This window comes from Angustibacter luteus (genome assembly GCF_039541115.1).
GTDB classification, from domain to species: Bacteria; Actinomycetota; Actinomycetes; order Actinomycetales; family Angustibacteraceae; genus Angustibacter; species Angustibacter luteus.
Genome location: NZ_BAABFP010000007.1, coordinates 328,962 through 348,573, shown reverse-complemented (window position 1 = coordinate 348,573; position 19,612 = coordinate 328,962). Strand labels below are relative to the sequence as shown.

Sequence of the window (19,612 nt, the reverse complement as noted above, 5' to 3'; positions counted from 1 at the left end):
CTCGCGTAGGGACCTCGCGCGCGCTCTGCCCGCCTGGGAGTCACCGCCTGTCGCCGGAAGGGCGAGCACCACCAGTCCCAGATCAACTACCCCACAGAAGGGAGATCGTCACCATGACGATCGAGCAGCTGATCGCGCAGATCCGGGCCGCCATGAAGGCGAAGCTGGACCAGCGCGCGGAGCACCAGAAGGCCGTTCAGGCGGTCCGCGAGGCCTGCTCCAAGGAGGACAACCGTGACCCGTCCGACGACGAGGCCACGAAGATCCGCAGTGCGCAGGACGAGATCCGCAAGATCGACGAGGACATCGCCGCCTCGCAGACGCGGATCACCGAGCTCGAGGCCGAGAAGCGCTCCGACGAGGCCGCCCAGCGCCTCGCCGGCGACCTGGCCCGCGCCAACGGCAACACCGGCGACCGGGCTCCGGTGACCACCAGCGAGGAGCGTACCTACAGCCAGCGCAAGTCGGCTCGCGGCGAGACCTCGTTCTTCGTCGACTCCTACCGGGCTATGAACCTGCAGGACATGGCCGCCCAGCAGCGGCTGCAGCGGCACATGGTCGAGGTCGAGCGCGAGGGCGAGGTGTCCGAGCGCGCCGTGGCGACCAGCGGCCTCGCCGGTCTGGTGGTGCCGCAGTACCTCATCGACCAGGCAGCCCTGGTCATCCGCGCCGGTCGCCCGGTGGCCAACGCCGTGCAGCACCTCGACCTCCCCGAGCAGGGCATGTCGATCCTGGTGCCGCGCGGCACCACCGGCGCGGCCGCGGCCTCGCAGGCCACGGAGAACTCGGCCCTGCAGAACACGGACGAGGTGTGGGCGAACCTGACCGTCCCGGTCGTCACCATCGGCGGCCAGCAGGACGTCTCCCGGCAGGCGCTGGAGCGCGGTGCCCCCGGCATCGACGAGATCGTGTACCTCGACCTCGCCGGCGCCTACCAGGCCGAGCTGGACCGCCAGGTCATCAACGGCTCGGGCGCCAGCAACCAGATGCTGGGCATCCTGCAGACCGCGGGCATCAACGCGGCCACCGCCTACGGCGCGGCCATCACGCCGGTGAGCTTCAACACGAAGATCAACGGCCAGATCACCGCGGTCGCCAGCGTCGGCGTCGGCATCAGCCCGAAGCTGCAGATCATGCACCCGCGCCGCTGGGGCTGGCTGTCCGCACAGGTCGACGGCCAGAACCGTCCGCTGGTGCCGGTCACCGCCCCGTTCAACGCCATGGGCGTGAACGCGCAGCCGGGCACCTACGGCGGCGATGGCCAGAACCTGACCGCCCGCGACGGCTACCAGGTCGTCGGCTCGTTCGCCGGCCTGCCGGTCGTCACCGACGCCAACGTCCCGACGAACCTCGGCACCCTGAACGAGGACGCCGTGATCGTCGCGGACACCGCCCAGGCCCTGCTCTGGGAGGACGGCGACGGCATGCCGCGCCAGCTGCGCTTCGAGCAGACCCTCGGCAACCAGCTGACGGTCAAGCTCGTCGTGTACGGCTACGCGGCCTTCACCGCCGGCCGCTACCCGACGGCCTTCGGCAAGACCGGCGGTCTGGACGGCACCGCCGGCTGGGGCCAGATCGCGCCGACCTTCTGAGCCGACCGGCTCATCCCACCCGGCGCCGGGTCCACCACCCGGCGCCGGGCACCCGCCAGATCGTCGAGCAGGAAGGCAACATCGTGTCCGAGTCCGAGACCACCGTGGACGCGCTGCCCCCGGAGCACTTCGTCCCCGAGGCCACGCGCGAGAACTACGACCAGATCGCCCGCGACCGCGCGTCGGTCACCGGCAACACCCCCAAGCAGGAGCTGGCCGAGCTGCGCAAGCAGTGGCTCGAGCAGCACAAGAAGGACCCGCAGGCGGGCTACAACCACCTGGCCGAGTGGGCCAAGGGCCGCGACCCCGGCGACGGCACCACGGACGCCGCGTCCGAGGCCAAGTCCCGGGCGATCGAGTCCGTGCGCCGTGACCCGCTGGCGTCCGTCGGCGGCTTCGCCGGCGACCCCGACGTCCAGAAGGCGCTGAAGGAGCGTTACGACGCCGAGGGGACCGAGCAGGTCAGCCCGTCCACCGGGTCGATCCCCAACCCGGGGCCCGCCCCGATCGACGCCGGCAGTTCGAGCGGCAGCTGACGCACCTCCACCTGGTCTCCCCCGCTCGCCGCACCTGAAGTGCGGCGAGCGGGGTGACCACCGATCTGCACGAAGGAGAACCGAGATGAGCAAGACCGCCACCAAGCCCGACGTTCAGGCGGTACCCGACCGTCGCGGCGACCTGATCGACGACGACGTGAAGGACAACTACCGGCAGCTGCGTGAGCAGCGTGACCAGAGCTGGGCCGAGCTCGAGGAGCAGTTCCGCAAGGACGCCGCGGCCGCTGGTGCGGCCCGCGGCCGCGGCTACGCGCTGCTCGCTGACTGGGCCGCACGCGAGGGTGAGGACGACAAGCCCGCCAAGCGCCGCGGCCGCTCCCGCTCGACCGGCACCCCCAGCCGTCCGGACGAGACGACGGCGGCCCCGGGTCCGGCGGAGACCGCGACCCCGACCGGGCCGCAGCAGCAGACGGCCTGACACGTGTCCGCCCTCTTGCTCGCCGACGCCAAGGAGCACCTGAACGTCACGATCACGCTCTCGGACGCCGAGCTGCAGCAGTTGATCGACGCGTGCGAGAAGGCGATCGCGCACTGGACCGGCCCCCTCGAGCCCACCACGAAGACCAAGCGGGTCGCCGGCGGCTCAAGCCTTTTCCTGCCGCCCCCGGTTATCTCCCTGACCTCGGTTACGCCGGTACTGCCGGGCGCGGTCGCCATGGACCTGGCCGGTTTCGACATCGACCCCGAGACCGGCCAGGTCACGAACTACAGCTCGCTGCCGCTGTACGCGGACCGCTACATCGTCGTCTACCAGGCTGGGTACACCACGCTGCCCGACGACCTGATGCTCGCCGTGAAGGAGCTGCTGCGGCACGTCTACTCCTCGAGCCAGCGCAAGCCCGGTAGCACGCCCAGCCAGGTCGTCTCGCCGTACTTCCTCCCGAACTTCGTCGAGACTCTCATCGAGCCCTACCGCGGCACCGGGTTCGCCTGATGAGCAGCCTGGACACAACGGCCATGTGCGCCGTGATCGACGCACTCGTGGCGGCCTGCCAGGTCGAGAACGTCACCGGAGGCTCCCTCGAGAGCGTCACCGTGACCGACGGTGCGGTCCCCTCCGAGAACCCGGGCAACTACCTCTTCATCGGGGTGACCGACGCAGACGCCGGCGACGAGGCGACGACCGGGCAGTCCGACCAGTCCTGGGTGCACATCAGCGGCACTCGCCGCGAGGTCGGCGAGATCACCTGTGTGGCGCTCGCGTGGAACGGCAACAACGACCTGAAGCAGGCCCGTGACGAGGCGCTCGGGATGTACCAGGCCGTGCAGCGCATCGTCCGGCCCGGACGCCGCCCCTTCGACCTGGGGATCAACGAGGTCGCGTGGGTCGACTGCGGCGGCAACACCCAGCTCCTCACCGTCCAGGACGAAGCGGGCGCGCTCGCGAAGTTCATCTTCACCGTCGGCTACCAAGCCGACCTCTGACAGGAGTGATCGTGGCTCAGATCCGAAACGTGTCCGGCCAGGACCTCGACGTCCCCTGGGAGGACCGCGTCGTCCCGGCAGGTGAGGTCCTCGAGCTCGACGAGCGCGACGTGTGGTCCTACACGCAGCAGGAGGGCGTTTGGGAGCCCGCGGACGAGGCGGCCCAGACCGAGCACGACAACCGCGGCCTGCGGCGTCCCCGTGGCGGCGACACCCGCGAGGCCTGGGTCGCCTGGGTCGTCGGCACCGGCCAGGCGGCTGAGGACGAGCTCGAGGACCTCGGCCGTGACCAGATCCGCGACCTCTTCACCCCTCAGGAGGGCTGAGCAATGGCAGTTGGCAGCGGCATCGGTGGCAGCTTCGGCATCTCCGACGAGACGGTCTACGGCACCTACGTGGCGCCGGCCCGCTTCTACGAGGCGAACAGTGCACCGCTGAAGCGGAACAAGACCGTCGTGCAGCGCTCGGGCCTGGCCGCCGGGCGGCTCGTGCGGGCCGCCGGTGGTCGTTCCGTGACTGACACCAACGGTGAGGGAACGGTCACGCTCGAGGTCGTGCAGAAGTCGATGGGGCTGCTGCTGAAGCACATCTTCGGCGGCGTCGTGACGCCGGTGCAGCAGGCCGCGACCACCGCGTACTTGCAGACGCACCTGCTCGTTGACAACGCCGGCCGGTTCTTCTCCGCGCAGGCCGGTGTGCCGATGACGTCGGGCACGGTCTACCCGTCGACCGGCGTCGGCACAAAGATCACCGACGCCGAGTTCTCCTGCGGCCGCGGCGAGTACCTGACGGCGGCGCTCACGCTGGACTGCCAGGACGTCGTGGACTCCCAGACCCTCGCCGCCCCCTCGTACCCGACGGGGCTGAAGGCGTTCAACTTCAAGCACTCCACGCTGAAGATCGGCGCGTTCGGTTCCGAGGCCGCGGTCGACGGGGTCAGCAAGGTGTCGTTCAAGATGACCCGGCCCCAGAAGACCGACCGCGTGTACGCCGGCAACGCAGGCCTGAAGAAGGAGCCGATCCAGAACGACCTGGTCGACCTGACCGGGACGATCGAGACCGACTTCGTCAACCGCACCGACTTCGCCGACCGCTTCGCTGCCGACACTCCGTTCTCGCTGATCTGGGAGTTCGTCGGCGCGAACATCGCCAGCACCTACTACGAGACGTTCCGGATCAAGCTGCCGGCCGTCTACCTAGACACGGACACCCCGACCCTCGAGGGGCCGGACGTCGTGTCGCCGTCGTTCAACTTCACCGCCCTGAACGACCTGACCAACGCGCCGGTCACCTGCGAGTACATGTCCGTCGACGTCGCCCTCTGACCCGATGGCACCCGCCGAGCTGCATGTGCAGGCCGAGAACCTGCACCAGGTCTACGCGAAGGTCAAGGCGGTCGGGGACGGCGAGCTCCGTAAGCGGGTCACCCGCGGGATCCGCGAGGCGACCCAACCGATGAAGGACGCGGTCAAGGCCTCGGCGCTCGCCGAGCTCCCCCACCGCGGCGGCCTCAACCAGCTGGTGGCCCGCTCACGGATCTCCAACAGCGTCCGCACCAGCTCCAGGTCGGCAGGCGTTCAGCTGAAGGCGACCAACGACCACGACATCAAGGCGATGGACCGTGGCCGGCTCCGGCACCCGACCTTCGGGCGGACCGGGTGGGTCACTCAGAAGATCGGCCCGGGCTGGTGGTCCCGGCCCCTCGAGAAGACCGCACCGCAGGTGCGGGACGGCATCCAGAAGGCGCTCAACGACATCGGGCGCGACATCTCCTGAAGGAGCACTGCACACATGATCGTCACGTACACCCCCGAGGGCGGCGAGGCCCACGAATGGAGCTTCAACCCGGGCAAGCTGCTCTCCCCCGAGGCTGAGGCCATCGAGCGTGTCACCGGCTGGAACTACCGCACCGACTTTGCCGACAAGCTGCTGCGCGGCAGCGCCCTCGCGCTCCGTGCGCTCATCTGGGTGCTGCTCAAGCGTGCCGACCCGAAGCTGAAGTTCACCGACGTCGAGTACGCCCAGGACGAGGCCGACGTGAACTTTGACGCCGACGAGCGGCGCGAGATCCGCCGGCTCGCCGCCGAGGACCCGGACATGACCGACGAGGACCGCGCCGAGCTTCTCGCCGCCCTGGACGACGAGGACTTCGCCGACATCGCGGAGGCAGCGGACGAGGGAAAAGACGCCGCCGCAGCGACGGACTGACCCCGCTCGAGCAGCTGCGGCGCACGCACCTGGTGGACCTCGCGACCGTCTGCCACGTCCCTGAGTACGACGTGGATCGATTGAGCGTCGACGCGCTCGTCCAGTACTGCGAGGCAATCGACCGGCTCCGCGAGAAGCAGGCAGCCGAGAACGCTGACGCCGCAACGGAAGGAGACGATGATGGCCACTTCGATCGTGTTCGACATCATCGCCAAGGACCGCGCGTCTAAGACGTTCAAGGGCGTCTCCAAGTCGATCGAGGGCACGGAGAAGAGCACCCACAGCCTGCGCACCGCGGCCACGGTCGGTCTGGCCGCCGGCGCAGGCGCAGCCGTCGCGTTCGGCAAGACGTCGATCGACAAGTTCCAGGCCGTCGCCAAGGAGACCGTGGCCCTGAAGCGCTACCTCGGGTCGACGACCGAGGAGGCCTCCCGGTGGCGCTATGCGGCCGGTCAGTCCGGCGTTGGCTCGGATGCTCTCGGCAAGGGACTCGGCATCCTCAACAAGCACCTGGCCGGCAACGACAAGGCGTGGAAGTCGGCGGGCATCTCTGCGCGGGACAGCAGCGGCAACCTCAAGCCGATGACCGAGATCCTCCCCCAGCTCTCGGACAAGTTCGCCGGCATGAAGGACGGGCCCGAGAAGACCGCGCTCGCGATGAAGCTCTTCGGCAAGGCCGGGGTGGGTCTCCTCCCGTTCCTCAGCAAGGGCTCCGACGCGATCGCTTCCCTCGGGAAGGAGTCCGATCAGTTCGGCAACACCCTCTCGGACAAGGACACGGCGGCGGTCAAGGAGAACACGATCGCCAAGCGCAAGTGGGACGCGGCGATCACCGGCGTCCAGATCCAGCTGGGACAGAAGCTCTTCCCGGCACTGACCAAGGTCTCGACGGCGATGGCCCGAGGCGCCAAGTTCGTCAAGGACCACTCCTCGGCGACCAAGACCGCCGTCACGGTGATCGGCCTGCTGGTCGGTGCCTTCTGGGCCGTCAGTGCGGTGACGAAGGCCTACGCAGCCATCCAGGCGGTCCTGAACGCCGAGCTGTGGGCCAACCCGATCGGTGTCGTCGTGCTGGCGCTGCTGGCGCTGGGTGCTGGCCTGTTCTTCGCCTACAAGAAGTCCGAGACCTTCCGGAACATCGTGAATGGCGCGTTCAAGGTCGTCGGAGCCGCGGCGAAGTTCCTGTGGACCGACGTGATCCGCGTGTACTTCAAGCTGGTCGCTGACCTGTGGCTAACCGTCGCCGGCGTCATCATTCACGGAGCGGCGCTGGCGTTCGGATGGATCCCCGGGATCGGCAAGAAGATCCGCGGGTTCGCCGACAAGTTCGACGAGATGCGCGACCGGATCAACCACGCCCTGGCCGGAACGAAGGACTACAAGGCCGTCAGGATCACGACCCCGGGGGCCGACAAGGCGATCGCCAAGCTCGCGGCGATCCGGTGGCAGCAGAACCACATCGACCCCACGATCACGATCCGGGCCTACACCAAGGCGAACCAGGCCGACGCGGCAGACCACCGGGCCGGCGGCGGCCCGGTGCAGGCGGGCGTCCCGTACATCGTGGGTGAGCACCGGCCGGAGCTGTTCGTCCCGGACCAGGACGGCACGATCCTGCCGTCGGTGCCCGGCCCCCGCCGCGGCGGCGGTGCAGCTGTGAGCGGGGGTGCGACCTACGTGCTCATCGAGGTGAAGGTCGCGCCTGGCGGTGAGCTCGCCGCGGCTCGTGCGATCGAGGCGTCGCTGATGAAGCTGAAGCAGTCCAAGGGCCGGCTGGAGTTCCAGAGGTGACGCTGTCGGTCAAGGTGGAGATCGCGTTCGCCACCGACCCTGACGACACCTCACCGGCGTGGACGGATGTGTCGGCCTACGTGGACGTCGCGTCGGCGACGGTCGACGTGACCAGGGGCCGCGGCGACCAGTACTCGAATGTGCAGCCCTCGACGGCCGCGTTCACGCTGGACAACTCCGACGGCCGGTTCACCCCGGGGTACGCGTCGAGCCCCTACTACCCGAACGTCGTACTGGGCAAGCGGGTCCGCATCTCCTTCCGCAAGGGAGTCGGAACCTGGCGCCCCCGGTTCGACGGCTTCATCGACTCGTGGCCGACGTCATGGGAGCCGACGGGTCGCCTGGCCACGGCAGCGGTGACCGCGGTGGATCGGCTGAACCGGCTGGGCCGAGGCAAGGTCGCCGACAACCTGCTCGTTAAGTCGTTCAAGGACTCGAACCCGGTGAACTACTGGACGCTCGGTGACGACAGCGCCGCCACCGCGCCGGCCAACACTGTCGGTGCGATGACGCTCGTCGCGTCCCCGGCGGGGGCGCTCACCTTCGGTGATGCGATCGGCGTCCCCACGGACGGACTGACCGCTGGCCGCCTGGCCGACGGCATCCTCTTCACGGGCGGCACCCAGCAGTACTTCGCGTTCTCGTCCACCCAGTCGTTCTCGTTCGAGTGCTTCTACACGGCCGCGGCCGGCGGAGCGAACCTGCTCTTCTACGGTGCGCCGCTGGGGTCCTCGGACAACCTGTTCATCCGCGCCAACGACGGCATCGCGAACCAGGTGACGGCACAGTTCCTCCCAAACGCTGGCACCGGCGGGACCGCGACCAACACGGCCGTCGTCAACGACGGGAAGCTCCACCACATCGCTGTCGTCTGCAACGGACCCGCGGCGACCGTCACCGTCTACGTGGACGGGGTGGCTGGCACCCCGGTGTCAATGACGTTCGGAACGCCCAGCTCGGTCGACCCCATCTACGAGGTGGGCAACGCCCTGCACTCCACCTCGTACACCGACTTCACGCTCGCCCACGTCGCGCTCTACGCCTCCGCACTGTCTGCCGGCGAGATCGCCAAGCGGACCGTGCTAGCTGGTCTCAGCACGGCCGACGACTCAGCTGCCCGCTGGGCCCGCGTCGCTGACATCGCCGGGATCCCGTCAGCGTTCGTCGCCACGGTGGGCGCTCCTGGAACGGTCAGCATGGGTGCGCTGGACGTCCAGGGTGATGGCCGCACCTACGAGGATCTGCTCGAGGCAACGGCGGCCCTGGAGTCGGGGACGATGTTCGTCTCGACGACCGGTGTCCTCACCTTGCAGATGCGCACCGTGCGCTACAACCAGGTCCCTGTCGCCACCCTGGCCCTCGACGACTACGAGGCGGACCTGACGTTCCTGCTGGACTACAAGGGCCTGGTCAACGACTTCACCACGACCGACGGCCACGGCGACCAGCACCGGTACGTCGACGCCGCGTCGATCGTGGCCAACGGTCTCTACAACGACGACGTGACCCTGGACCTGATGGACCCGGCGCAGGCCGAGGCCTACTCCCAGATGCGCGTCACCACCGCCCAGCCGGCCCCGCGGATCTCGACGTTCACCGCCCAGCTCCTGGCGAACGAGACCCTCGCCGACACGCTCTGGCAGTCCGAGCTCCTGGGGCAGTCGGTCGTCATCTCCGGTCTGCCGTCGACGGCGCCGGCTACCTCGGTGACGGTCGAGATCCAGGGGTACACCGAGTCCTTCTCGCCGCTGTCCGGCTACACCCTGCAGGCCAACACCACCCCGGCGCTCGCAGCCGTCTGGAAGCTCGGAGACGCCGTGCTCGGCGTCCTGGGGTCCACAACCCGACTCGCCTACTAGCAGAGGAGAGCCAGTGCCCTTCGGTGACGCCAGCACGTACCGTCAGCAGGCTGCCGCCCGCGGCATCCTCACCACCGCGCAGACCGAGGCGACCTGCGCGCCACTGGTCTACTGGGCCGCGCCGCGGCCGCTGGACGTCTCCACGGCGCTCGCGGTCGACTCACCGGTGTCGGTCCGGGTCAACCACGGCCGTTGGCTGGTCGACTGCCCCTGCGGTGGCGCGCAGCTGGCCTCCCGCACGGATCAGCGGTTCCTGTGCTGCGACTGCGGCAACGCCCTCGTCGACGGCTTGTTCCGCCCGGTCGTCTGGCCGCCGGACGCCGACGCCATCGAGACCGCACTGGCCGAGCTCGAGCTCGACGCCCAGAACTGGCCCGTCGACGAAGTGGAGGCACCCTCGTGAGCCTCAACACCACGCCGCGTACCTGGGTGACCGGCGAGGTCGTCACGGCCGCGATGAACAACACGGAGATCCGGGACGCGCTCGCCGGTATCCAGGCTGGCTGGACGTCCTACACCCCCGCGTGGACCGCGGGCGCGAACCCTGTCATCGGCAACGGCTCGATCGCCGGCGCCTACCTGCAGGTCGGCAAGCGCGTCGACTTCCGCATCGACGTCACCATGGGATCCACCACCACCTACGGATCAGGTCAGTGGCGGCTGAGCCTGCCCACGACGCCCGTCGCGCGGATCTGGCGCTGGCTGGCGAACTGCTACGACGCGTCCGCGTCGGGCTACTACGGCGCCTGGGCGGCATGGCTGTCCAGTGGGCCCTACGCGATCGTCTGGGCACCGGCCACCACGGCCGGCAACAACGACCGCGCGATCGGCGCCGCCTCGCCGTTCACCTGGGCCACCGGCGACGTCCTCAGCGTCAATGGCACCTACGAGAACGCCTGATGCGCGTCAACCGGCGCCGCGGCGCGTTCCTGCTGTCGTTCGGCATCGCCTATGCCGGCATCGGCTACTCCTACGCCGTCGCGCAGTCCTCACCCGGCCGCGCGGTCGCGCTCTCGTTCATCACCGACCACCTGTCGATCCACTGGCTCGGCGTCCCGTGGTTGGTCGCCGGAGTCGTCGCGATCGTCTCGGCGTTCATGCGCGAGCCACGTGACCGTTACGGCTACTCGTTCCTGACCTTCGTGCCGCTGCTGTGGGGCGGGCTGTACCTGCTCGCCTGGCGGCTGCACACCGCACCGCAGGGGTGGGTGACATGGATCCTGTACTCGGCCATCGCGGCTGCGCCGCTCATCGTCTCCGGCATGTCCAACCCGCCACGGTCCCGGTCATGACGCAGAACATCGTCACCCTCGCCATCGGCTTGGCCACCGTCCTGGCATCGGTGCTCGGCGCGCGGGTCGCACGGAAGTCGACCGTCGAGGTGGCCAAGGTCGGAGTCGAGCAGGGGGCGTTTTTGCGGGCCGAGGGCATCTACAAGAACGCCATCGAGCGCCTGGAGAAGGAGCGCGCCGAGGACCGGCAGCGCATCGCCGACCTCGAGGACGAGGTGCGCAAGCTCAAGGCCCGGCTGAAGCAGTCCGGCATCGACGTGTCGGACATCGAGGTCTGAGGAGCAACTGCACATGGCTACATCACGCGGTATTGACATCTCCCATCACCAGGGCGTCATCGACTGGCGCTCGCTGAAGGCGAAGCACCAGCTGACCTGGGGTGCCTGCAAGGCGACCGAGGGCACGTCGTTCGTCGACAGCCAGTTCGCGCGGAACTGGGCCAACCTGAAGGCCGCCGGGCTGGTCCGGATGGCCTACCACTTCGCCCGACCGGAGAAGTCGTCCGCCGCCGCGCAGGCGCGCCGGTTCGTTGCCGTCGTCCGGCCCGTCAAGGGCGACGTGCTCGCACTCGACCTCGAGGACTCCGCCCTCTCCCAGTCCAGGACGAACGCGTGGGCGCGAGCATTCGGCGACGAGCTGCGCCGGCTCGCACCGCAGTGCACGACCGTCGTCTACCTCGGTGGGTACGCCGCCAACGCCTCCGGCAGGGGCGTGGCGGCCCACTTCGACTACTGGTGGTACCCGCGCTACCCCTCGGCCGATCCGAAGCCCTGGCCGCGCCTGTACCGCCCCAAGCTCGCCGGCAACACCACCGGGTGGAAGACCCCGCACATCTGGCAGTGGACCGCGGCGCTCGCGGGTGGGCCGTTCGACGCGAACCTGTCGACGCTGACCGCCGCGCAGCTCGCCGCCGGCCCGAAGTCGCCGGCACCGACCCCCAAGCCGAAGCCGACCGTAGGAGGCACCGTGACCACCAGCCCGTGGGACGAGGACAAGATCGCGGCACCCGACCGCACAGACACGAAGAAGAACCCGACCTGGACCGCGAAGGTCTTCCTGCACTACCTCGGCGAGTGGGTCCTGCAGTGCCGCGACCTGCTCACCGCGCAGTCGTCGAGGCTGGCCCGCATCGAGGTGGCGCTCGAGGCGCTCAAGACCGACGTCGCAGCTCAAGTCGCTGCCGCGGTCGACGACCGCCTCGAGCACGTCTTCGACGACGCCGAGATCACGTTCACCACGAAGAAGGGCTGACCCATGCGCAACCGCCAGGTCGTCATCACCCGCTCGAGCATCGCCGGCGCCATCGGAACCCTGGTCGGGCTGTTGGCCCTGCTCGGCGTCGGCGTCTCCGATGCGCAGGCCGACCAGCTGGTCAACGTCCTGGTCCTCGCCATGCCCCTGGTGGTGGCTGTCGGTGGCGCCCTGTGGTCCCGCCTGCACGTCACTCCGGTGTTCGACCCCCGCGACGCCGACGGTACGCCCCTCGTACCGACGACACAGGTCTCGGCCCGCCGTGACGAGCTCGACGACATCGCCACCGCCACCGCGCTGATGCACCTGGACGACCCGACCGCGTAACACCCCACGACGACCCAGACCACCCTTCCTTGCAGCACAACCGAAAGGACCACGATCATGGCTGTCTCGGCCAAGATGTACGGGCTCTTCCTCAAGAGCCTGGCGAACAAGGAGGTCGACCTCGACAGCGACACCCTCAAGGTGATGCTGTGCACGTCGACCTACTCGCCGAACCAGGACACCCACCAGTACAAGTCGGCGGTCACCAACGAGGTCACCGGCACCGGCTACACCGCCGGCGGCCAGACCCTGACCAGCGTGACGGTCAACTACGACTCGTCGTCGAACACCCTGAGCTTGGACGCGGCTGACCCGTCGTGGACGGGCTCGACGATCACGGCCCGCTACGCCGTGTTCTACGACTCGACCCCGGCGACCGACTCGACCAGGCCCCTGATCGCCTACGTCGACTTCGGCGCGGACATCTCGTCGTCGGGCGGTCCGTTCACCATCACGCTGGACGCCGCCGGCATCGCCACCATCACCGCGGCCTGAGCCCCGCCAGGAGCTGCTGCCGTGCCGATCATCGTCGCCGGGACCAAGTACAAGGACCGGTTCACGATCGAGCCCGACCGGGATTACGGGCCCCCGGGTTCGTATCGGCCGAGCTACCAGACGACCGGCCCGGACCCATCGATCCCGCTCACGACGCTGACACAGAACGTCACCCTGTCGACGCCCGGCCAGATCCTGCAGAACGTCGACGTGCACGGCAAGATCAGCGTGACAGCGGCGAACGTGACGATCCGGAACTGCATCGCTCGGGGCCGGGTCTCGACCGGCTCCGAGTGGTGCATCCAAGCCACCAACGCGGCGGTCAAGAACCTGCGCATCGAATACACGCGGATCCTGCCGGAGTTCCCGGGTGACTTCACGAACGGCGTGGGAGGCCACGACTTCACCCTGTTCAGGAGCGACATCCAGGACTGCGTGGACCCGGTCGACCCGTTCAATGCTGTGGGCCAGGCCGGCCAGCCGCTGAACATCGTCATCGACCAGAACTGGATGCACGACCTCCTGTACTGGACCCCGGACGCGCACGCCGACGGGCAGACCCACAACGACATCGTGCAGATCCAGGGCGGCACCGGCCTCATCATGCGCGGCAACAGTGTCGAGGCCTACTACGGGTCGCGCGGAACCCACCAGCCCGCTCTCGACGCATCGCCCACCCCGTCCGGGGCGCCAAACCTGTCGCTGTCCTGCGTCCTGCTCAACTCGGGTGGGTCCTTCGGTGCCACCGGCGGCCACGTGTTCGAGGACAACTGGTTCATGGGCGGCTTCCAGCCCCTGAACTTCGGCGGCGGCGGCGCCGGTGCCAACCTGGGCCGCGCCTGGCGAAACCGGTTCAGCCGCGACGCACACCAGCCCGCAGACTCCCACCCCAGCGACCCGTGGACCATCGTCGTCCGTGCCGACCAGACCCTCGACACTGGCGACGGCACGCCGAACCAGAACGTCTACGACGACAACGGGTCACCCATCTACGTCCGCCACAACGGGTGAAGGGCGCAGCCACATGACGTATGGGTTGAACGACTCCGAGACCAACCTCGGTGACGGCACCACCGTCACCAGCGGCAACAGTGTCGGAATCAACAGCGGTACTGCCTTCGCCCCCGTCGTCGCCAACTCGGGCACGTGCAAGTTCTCGACGACCTACGCCCACCGTGGCAGCTACTCGTTCAGGTTCGACGGCAGCGCCGGCAACAGCGCGGTCAGCCGCGGTGACGTCTCGGTGTCGGCGGCGCAGCTCACCTCCGATCAGTACGTGCGGACCCCCACCAGCCCGGTGACCGCAGGCACGAACCTGTTCGAAATGCGGGTCACGTCCGGGCTTGGCTGTCGCCTGGTGCGCCGCACCGACAACAAGCTCGAGTTCTACGACGGCGGCGGCATCCTGCGCTGGACATCGACCGGCACCACGCCTAGCAACGCCTTCTGGCGGTTCTCCGTCACCTGCATCCCCGGCGCCTCGACGTCGACCGGCACCATCAAGTGCTCGTACCACACGGGCGCCAACCTCGAGTCGACGACTGCCGACGAGTCGTTCGCGATCAACGGCACCGCGAACGCCGGCACAGGCAGCATCACCGGCTACCGGCGCGGCAAGCTCAACTCCACCGGCACGGACATCGTCTGGTTCGACGACGACCAGTTCGACGACACCATGACGTCGCCTCTCGGAGCGCCGGTCCAGGGCGCCACGGTCGCGGCTGTCGCCGCCACCGCGACCGCAGACGCGCCCATCCCGACCGTGCAGGCGACCGTCGTGATTTCTGGCGGCGGCCCAGCCACAGCGTCCGCGCAGGCGATCCCACCCGCCATCACGACGGGTGGGGCCGTCACCGCGATGGCGGCCACGACCGCCGCAGCCGCCGCAGCACCCGTCATCACGGGCGGCGCCAACGTCGCGGCGCTCGCGGCCACGGCAGCGGCGCAGGCGATCGGGCCGGCCGTCCAGGCGGGCAGCTCGGCGAACGTGACGGCCGTGGTTGCGACGGCGACCGCACAGGCTGTCCCGACGATCCTGCCGACGTTCGTCGTGGCCGTCGTCGCGACCAGCTCGGCGGCCGCGGTACCGCCTGTGCTGTCCACTGGGGCGACGGCCGTGGCCGTGCGAGCGGTTGCGTCATCCGCCGCGGTACCACCGGGGACCTTGACCGGGGTGGCCATCCCGATCTTCAAGGCGACCGCGATCGCGCAGGCGCCGACGGGCGTCGACGTCGCCGTCGGCGCGACCGTCCTGATGCTTCCCGTGTCAGCCTCCGCGGCCGCCCCCACGCCCGTCGTGGCCGGCAGCACGCAGGGCCCGCCGCCGAGCTCGCGGACCACCACGATCGAAGCCGTTGACCGCGTCTACCGAGTCGCCTGAAGGGATCGGCCACGATGCCGCACCAGTTCACGCATGACCCGCAGGAGAAGAACGACTACGCCTTCGATTGGTCGCAGATCCTGGCGGTCGGGGAGGCCATCCTCACCCACGACGTGTCGGTCAGCGACGACTCGCTCACCGTCGACACGGTGAGCCACACGGACTCGATCGTCGTGTACTGGGTGTCTGATGGCGTCAGCGGCCAGCGCTACATGGTGACCTGCCACGTCAGCACGAACCTCGGCCGCGAGCTCGAGCGGTCGGCCCGGTTCCTCGTCAACGACCGTTAAGGCCTCCGCGAGCTGTAACCTCGAGACCGCCGTGACGCGAAGCGCCCCCGCCCACGTTCCTTGGGCGGGGGCGCTTCGTCATGTCCGAGCCACCTGCGAACGATGCGCCGGACACTCGATACAGGGCCGGGCATCGCGCACAGCGCTGGCAGCCAGGAACTCGTAAGTCGAGCTCGAGGCCGGCGGCCCGGTCGGAACACGGGTGAGTGCGGTCCATCCGCCGCTTGGCGCTCTCAGCCAGGCCTCAAGCTCCCCACGACCCCAGCGGCCGCGGTGGAAGGCGAGGACGGGACGGTATGTGCGCGGGATACGACTAGGATAGGCAACCGCCAGACGCGACCCAGCGACCGGCCTAGAGTGCCGAGGTATGGCATCACCCCTGGCGCACTGCCCCACCCACGGGATCTTCGAGGCCCAGATCATTGGGCTCGGACAAGGGTCCGAAGTGACATTCCGCGGCAGTGCGACTAGATGCCCCATCTGCGGGAGAGCCGCGCCGATCCTGGACGGCACCTACGTAGCCGGGGTCGACGAGCTCGGTGACGAGCTGGTTCGGGTGTTCAACGCCCCGGGCTGGACCTTGGCCAAGATCAGGCAGCTGCAACGTGCACTCGAGCAGGTTCGAACCGAACCCGAGGAGAACATCGACCTGGCGCTGGCGCGCGTGGCCGCGATCGACCCGCAGGTGGCCGCGGTCCTCAAGGCTAGGCAGGGCTCCGGCAAGTGGACGCGCATGGAAGTGATCGCGCTGGTTGGCTTGCTAGTAACTACGTTGTTCGGCCTGGCCGGGCTGCGCCGCGAGGATCACGGGGACGTCAACGAGGAGCGCGTTCGTCAGCTCATCGAGCAGGAGATCGAGAACGCGCGCCCTGATCTGCCGGGAGCTTCCTCCGACCTGCCATCAACGGAGCCTGGGTCTCATCGGGGCACCGACTGGCCGTGACCTTCACGGGACTTCAGCGCGGATGTAGTCAGGGATCGGGTTGGGTGTGCCGGTGTACTTGAAGTTGACATTCTTCGCGCCGACGATGTCCACCAGACGAAGGCCGTCGTCCTTGCGGCGATTTACGAAAACGACTTCGCGCCCGGGCAGGGTCTCCGCGAAGAACGCGTGTACGGCCTGGTCGGTTGGGGGCAGAGAGTAGCCAAGCATGATCACCTTGGTCGCGGTCCTGATCGCCTCCCTGGCGGCCGTCCACTGGTGTGCAAGCGCCGGGATCGCGTAGTAGGCCGATTTCATGGCGGTGGGGGGCACGATCAGCGTCTGCAGGTACGACCACGCGAACTCCAGGCCGTCACGGTAGCCTTCCGAGCTCCGCCAATCCGGGGCCGCTGAACCCGTGAGGTGGATGTTCTGGTCTGGCCTATCGGGGCCGGCTGACTTCCAGTTCAGCGATCCGTGGAGCTTCAGCACCGCTGCGTGAAGGGAATCGAACGAGTCGTCCTGACGGAAGGATCGACCCGGCCAAAAAGCCCCGCCTGGCAGCACGAGTGGGGGGACGTACAGGTGGTGCCAGTCCTTGTCGTAGCCGCCCATCATGATCAGGCGCTCGGCGAAGGTGTCGTAGTTGAACGTGATGACGGTGCACGCCGTGAGCGCCCCTGGGCGGCCGGCCCAGTGCGCCCCTAGCCGGGTGAACTCACCTCGGGTGTCGGCGTTCGGAGACAAGCCGCCGTGCACGAAGGCCTCGTCCTCCGCCCAGTAGGTCGCGTTGAGTTCGCGCTGCCGGACTTCGTCGCCAACGGCCGTGGTTGCCTTGCCGAGGAGGATCTTGTTCTTCAGTTGCTCTTCGGTCGTGAGCCAGGGTTGGTCGTTGGCCAGGTACGACAGCCACAGCTCGAAGTCCTTGTCGTAGCGCTCTAGAGAGAAGTCCTGCTGCAGATGCTGGGTCTGGCGGAGGCTCTCCGTGATCGTCTCCCCCAGCTCGAGCGTCGTGGGCATGTGGTGATCGATCGCCTTGGAGAACCCCGCGCCTAAGACGTACACCTGGTCGGACATGCGCCACCTCCTAGGAACTCGGTACGTCGGGCATGTCCATGCCGGCGTCGACGCAGGCGTCGTGCATCTTCTGGGCGTCGGCGCCCTTGTCGTCGCCGAGGTCCACGACCGCGGCGCGGATCGCGTCGGTTTTGGCCTGCGCGGCGGCCGCGCCGGACTTCATGACGCCGGCGACGGCAGCGTCGGTGTCGTCCTTGTGCTTGAACGCGTCGGCGAGGGCTGTGCAGGCCTCGGCGCCCTTGGGGTCGCTCTTCGACAGGTCCGATCCGCCGCCGCTGCTGCCACCGCCACAGGCGCTCACGAGCATCAGAGCCAGTGCGGCGAGGAGCACGCCGAGTCGAGTCGTCATGGTGCGGGACGCTACGCCCGTGGCGATGTCGCGCGCAGGCGAAGTCACAGCATCCACCCGCTTCCGGGTGCGTAGAACGTGCACGTCCCGGCGAAGTCGATGCGCTCCTGGTGTGGGTGCTTGTTGTCGACGTAGGTCCGGGGGTTCCAGCACATCTGCCCGGCGGGGGCACCGCAGCGGTCACACTCGACGTCGAGGGGCGCCGGGCCCGGGCCTACGTCCACTGCATCCGGGTCGGTCAGCGCCTCGATGTGGCCGGCCTCCCAGGAGCCGGACCGGTTGGCGGTCAGGGCCATCCCGCGCGGCAGCAGCCGCGTGGCCTCGGAGCAGGCGTGGGCGAGGAGGTCGCCGATGTCGATGCCGTTCGCCGCCGCGTCGGCGAGCAGCCGCGGCAGCGTCTCGTACAGGTTGGTGTCGGACTGGACGGGGACGTCCGTGATGGGCGTGGTCATGTCGTGCTCCTTCGCGTCAGGCGACGTCGCTGGCAGCACCGAGGGCTGCGCGGCGCTTCGAGTCGTCGGGGATGAGGGTGTAGACAGCGGTCGTCTCGGGCTTGGCGTGACCGAGCAACTCCTGGACGGCCCGCAGGTCCCGCTCGACGGCGTAGGCGGCGGTCGCGAACCGGTGCCGCAGAGTGTGCGCCGTCCAGCCCGGGCCGAGGATGCGCGACACAATGCGGCCGACGTGGGGGGCGGACAGGTGCCCGTTGATGCCACCAGGGAACAGGTAGCCGGGGTCCAGGGAGAGCAGCACCTCAGCGAACTGGTCGTCGATGGGGACGAGGCGCTGCTTGCCGCCCTTGCCGTGTAGCCGCAGCGACCAGCCGTCGCTCAGGCCACCCTCGAGGTCGCGGGTGTGCACCTGGGCGAGCTCACCGCGGCGGGCCCCGGTCTTGGCCAGGATGAGCAGCATGAGGCGCTCGCGGATGGTGGCCCCCGCGAGGGCGTCGTTCACGACCGCGGTGGGCGCCGGTCGCGGCATGGCACGGGCCGGCCGGATGGACGGGAGGCCGTAGGCAGGGTTGGTGGTGATACGGCCCTCGGCGTGCGCCCAGCCGTAGAAGACGCGCAGGCTGGCCCGGTAGGAGCGTCGAGTCTCGGTTGACCACTCAGGCCGGCCAATCCAGAGCAGCAGGTCCTCCGCGGTCAGTTCGTAGGGGTGGGTCAGCGGGTGCTCCGCGCCGAGCCGGCGCAGGTGGTAGGTACGCAGGTACCGCGTCGTGTCGGGCCGGTCCGCAGCCGTCATCCACACGTTCCAGGCGTCGATTTCCGTCGTCCATGCTGGTGCCACGACCAGTTCTTGTTTCGTCATGGCCCGGACGGTGCGGGCGTGCTCCGACGGGACAGCCCCGGCCGGCGCAAACGGGTCGGGCAATTGGGGTGAAGGTGCGAATGGCCGTTCTCCTGCAACGGATTTCACTCGTTCAGCCCAGCGCTCCCGCGCCGACACCCGATCGGAGTAACCGATCGGCCTTTCGGGTGACATGATTACGCCGCAAGTCGGTCAGATGCGCTGAACCAGCGGGTTCGGGGTTCGAGTCCCTGATGGCGCACCAGTGTTGACCAGCGGGTTCTCCCCTTCGGGGAGGGCCCGCTGAGTCGTTTGCGGGCTGAGTCATTTGCGGGCTGAGTCGTCGTCGACCCCTAGACGCCCCCCGCGGGGACGTTGCGGGTCGGCGGGTCCTCGTCGACCTTCCCGCACCTCGTGCACTTCACCGTGTACGCGGTACTGCCCGGCGCGTAGACCCGGGTGTACTTGTGCCCGATCACGAGGCACACGATCCGACTGGCCATGGCC

General features: G+C 68.8%; 27 protein-coding genes. 22 read left to right on the top strand and 5 right to left on the bottom strand.

Going from position 1 to position 19,612, the window contains the following annotated elements; genetic code table 11:
• The first annotated feature begins 113 nt into the window (after positions 1–113).
• The 22 genes from ABEB17_RS15685 (at position 114) to ABEB17_RS15580 (ending at position 16,410) form a co-directional block, all read left to right on the top strand.
• Positions 114–1,592 (top strand): phage major capsid protein, encoded by a 1,479-nt coding sequence (locus ABEB17_RS15685; protein ID WP_345717671.1) that lies wholly within the window; start codon positions 114–116, stop codon positions 1,590–1,592.
• An 83-nt stretch (positions 1,593–1,675) separates the two neighbouring features.
• Entirely contained in the window at positions 1,676–2,128 is a 453-nt protein-coding gene (locus ABEB17_RS15680) for a hypothetical protein (protein WP_345717670.1), read from the top strand.
• A gap of 85 nt (positions 2,129–2,213) precedes the next feature.
• Positions 2,214–2,567 carry a hypothetical protein gene (locus ABEB17_RS15675; protein WP_345717669.1) on the top strand — a complete coding sequence of 118 codons (354 nt, stop codon included), beginning with the start codon at positions 2,214–2,216 and terminating at the stop codon, positions 2,565–2,567.
• A 3-nt stretch (positions 2,568–2,570) separates the two neighbouring features.
• Positions 2,571–3,083: a head-tail connector protein gene (locus ABEB17_RS15670; RefSeq protein ID WP_345717668.1), complete on the top strand. Its 513-nt coding sequence runs from the start codon at positions 2,571–2,573 to the stop codon at positions 3,081–3,083.
• Entirely contained in the window at positions 3,083–3,574 is a 492-nt protein-coding gene (locus tag ABEB17_RS15665) for a hypothetical protein (RefSeq protein WP_345717667.1), read from the top strand. Before ABEB17_RS15670 ends, ABEB17_RS15665 begins: the two co-directional genes overlap by 1 nt.
• Positions 3,575–3,585: 11 nt before the next feature.
• Entirely contained in the window at positions 3,586–3,900 is a 315-nt protein-coding gene (locus ABEB17_RS15660; RefSeq protein WP_345717666.1) for a hypothetical protein, read from the top strand.
• A 3-nt stretch (positions 3,901–3,903) separates the two neighbouring features.
• Positions 3,904–4,899 (top strand): phage tail tube protein, encoded by a 996-nt coding sequence (locus ABEB17_RS15655; protein WP_345717665.1) that lies wholly within the window; start codon positions 3,904–3,906, stop codon positions 4,897–4,899.
• Between the two features lie 4 nt (positions 4,900–4,903).
• Positions 4,904–5,350 carry a hypothetical protein gene (locus ABEB17_RS15650; RefSeq protein WP_345717664.1) on the top strand — a complete coding sequence of 149 codons (447 nt, stop codon included), beginning with the start codon at positions 4,904–4,906 and terminating at the stop codon, positions 5,348–5,350.
• 15 nt (positions 5,351–5,365) lie between these two features.
• Positions 5,366–5,782: a hypothetical protein gene (locus tag ABEB17_RS15645; protein ID WP_345717663.1), complete on the top strand. Its 417-nt coding sequence runs from the start codon at positions 5,366–5,368 to the stop codon at positions 5,780–5,782.
• A 180-nt stretch (positions 5,783–5,962) separates the two neighbouring features.
• Positions 5,963–7,573 carry a phage tail tape measure protein gene (locus ABEB17_RS15640; RefSeq protein ID WP_345717662.1) on the top strand — a complete coding sequence of 537 codons (1,611 nt, stop codon included), beginning with the start codon at positions 5,963–5,965 and terminating at the stop codon, positions 7,571–7,573.
• Positions 7,570–9,432 carry a LamG-like jellyroll fold domain-containing protein gene (locus ABEB17_RS15635; protein ID WP_345717661.1) on the top strand — a complete coding sequence of 621 codons (1,863 nt, stop codon included), beginning with the start codon at positions 7,570–7,572 and terminating at the stop codon, positions 9,430–9,432. Before ABEB17_RS15640 ends, ABEB17_RS15635 begins: the two co-directional genes overlap by 4 nt.
• Before the next feature lie 13 nt (positions 9,433–9,445).
• The gene (locus ABEB17_RS15630; RefSeq protein WP_345717660.1) at positions 9,446–9,835 is read left to right on the top strand and encodes a hypothetical protein; all 390 of its coding nucleotides are present in this window, start codon (positions 9,446–9,448) and stop codon (positions 9,833–9,835) included.
• Positions 9,832–10,332 (top strand): hypothetical protein, encoded by a 501-nt coding sequence (locus tag ABEB17_RS15625; RefSeq protein WP_345717659.1) that lies wholly within the window; start codon positions 9,832–9,834, stop codon positions 10,330–10,332. The genes ABEB17_RS15630 and ABEB17_RS15625 overlap by 4 nt, the downstream gene beginning before the upstream one ends.
• Positions 10,332–10,724 (top strand): hypothetical protein, encoded by a 393-nt coding sequence (locus ABEB17_RS15620; protein ID WP_345717658.1) that lies wholly within the window; start codon positions 10,332–10,334, stop codon positions 10,722–10,724. The genes ABEB17_RS15625 and ABEB17_RS15620 overlap by 1 nt, the downstream gene beginning before the upstream one ends.
• Positions 10,721–11,002: a hypothetical protein gene (locus tag ABEB17_RS15615; RefSeq protein WP_345717657.1), complete on the top strand. Its 282-nt coding sequence runs from the start codon at positions 10,721–10,723 to the stop codon at positions 11,000–11,002. The genes ABEB17_RS15620 and ABEB17_RS15615 overlap by 4 nt, the downstream gene beginning before the upstream one ends.
• 13 nt (positions 11,003–11,015) lie before the next feature.
• Positions 11,016–11,975 carry a glycoside hydrolase family 25 protein gene (locus ABEB17_RS15610; RefSeq protein WP_345717656.1) on the top strand — a complete coding sequence of 320 codons (960 nt, stop codon included), beginning with the start codon at positions 11,016–11,018 and terminating at the stop codon, positions 11,973–11,975.
• 3 nt (positions 11,976–11,978) lie between these two features.
• Entirely contained in the window at positions 11,979–12,302 is a 324-nt protein-coding gene (locus tag ABEB17_RS15605; RefSeq protein ID WP_345717655.1) for a hypothetical protein, read from the top strand.
• 57 nt (positions 12,303–12,359) lie between these two features.
• Positions 12,360–12,797: a hypothetical protein gene (locus tag ABEB17_RS15600; protein WP_345717654.1), complete on the top strand. Its 438-nt coding sequence runs from the start codon at positions 12,360–12,362 to the stop codon at positions 12,795–12,797.
• A 21-nt stretch (positions 12,798–12,818) separates the two neighbouring features.
• On the top strand, positions 12,819–13,808 hold the full coding sequence (locus ABEB17_RS15595) for a hypothetical protein (protein ID WP_345717653.1): 990 nt from the start codon (positions 12,819–12,821) through the stop codon (positions 13,806–13,808).
• Positions 13,809–13,821: 13 nt separating this feature from the next.
• Positions 13,822–15,177 (top strand): hypothetical protein, encoded by a 1,356-nt coding sequence (locus tag ABEB17_RS15590; protein ID WP_345717652.1) that lies wholly within the window; start codon positions 13,822–13,824, stop codon positions 15,175–15,177.
• Positions 15,178–15,191: 14 nt separating this feature from the next.
• Positions 15,192–15,467, top strand: a complete 276-nt coding sequence (locus ABEB17_RS15585) for a phage fiber-tail adaptor protein (protein ID WP_345717651.1) — start codon at positions 15,192–15,194, stop codon at positions 15,465–15,467.
• A gap of 367 nt (positions 15,468–15,834) precedes the next feature.
• Positions 15,835–16,410, top strand: a complete 576-nt coding sequence (locus tag ABEB17_RS15580) for a hypothetical protein (protein WP_345717650.1) — start codon at positions 15,835–15,837, stop codon at positions 16,408–16,410.
• Between the two features lie 3 nt (positions 16,411–16,413).
• Here ABEB17_RS15580 and ABEB17_RS15575 read toward each other — a convergent pair whose 3' ends face one another.
• The 5 genes from ABEB17_RS15575 to ABEB17_RS15555 form a co-directional block, all read right to left on the bottom strand.
• A complete protein-coding gene (locus ABEB17_RS15575; RefSeq protein WP_345717649.1) occupies positions 16,414–17,466 on the bottom strand; it encodes a hypothetical protein in 1,053 nt (350 codons plus the stop codon).
• Between the two features lie 10 nt (positions 17,467–17,476).
• Complete coding sequence (locus ABEB17_RS15570) at positions 17,477–17,815, bottom strand: hypothetical protein (RefSeq protein ID WP_345717648.1); 339 nt, start codon at positions 17,813–17,815, stop codon at positions 17,477–17,479.
• 44 nt (positions 17,816–17,859) lie between these two features.
• Positions 17,860–18,267 carry a zinc finger domain-containing protein gene (locus ABEB17_RS15565; RefSeq protein ID WP_345717647.1) on the bottom strand — a complete coding sequence of 136 codons (408 nt, stop codon included), beginning with the start codon at positions 18,265–18,267 and terminating at the stop codon, positions 17,860–17,862.
• A 16-nt stretch (positions 18,268–18,283) separates the two neighbouring features.
• Entirely contained in the window at positions 18,284–19,105 is an 822-nt protein-coding gene (locus ABEB17_RS15560) for a tyrosine-type recombinase/integrase (RefSeq protein ID WP_345717646.1), read from the bottom strand.
• 353 nt (positions 19,106–19,458) lie between these two features.
• Positions 19,459–19,608: a hypothetical protein gene (locus ABEB17_RS15555; protein ID WP_345717645.1), complete on the bottom strand. Its 150-nt coding sequence runs from the start codon at positions 19,606–19,608 to the stop codon at positions 19,459–19,461.
• Between the last annotated feature and the right edge of the window lie 4 nt (positions 19,609–19,612).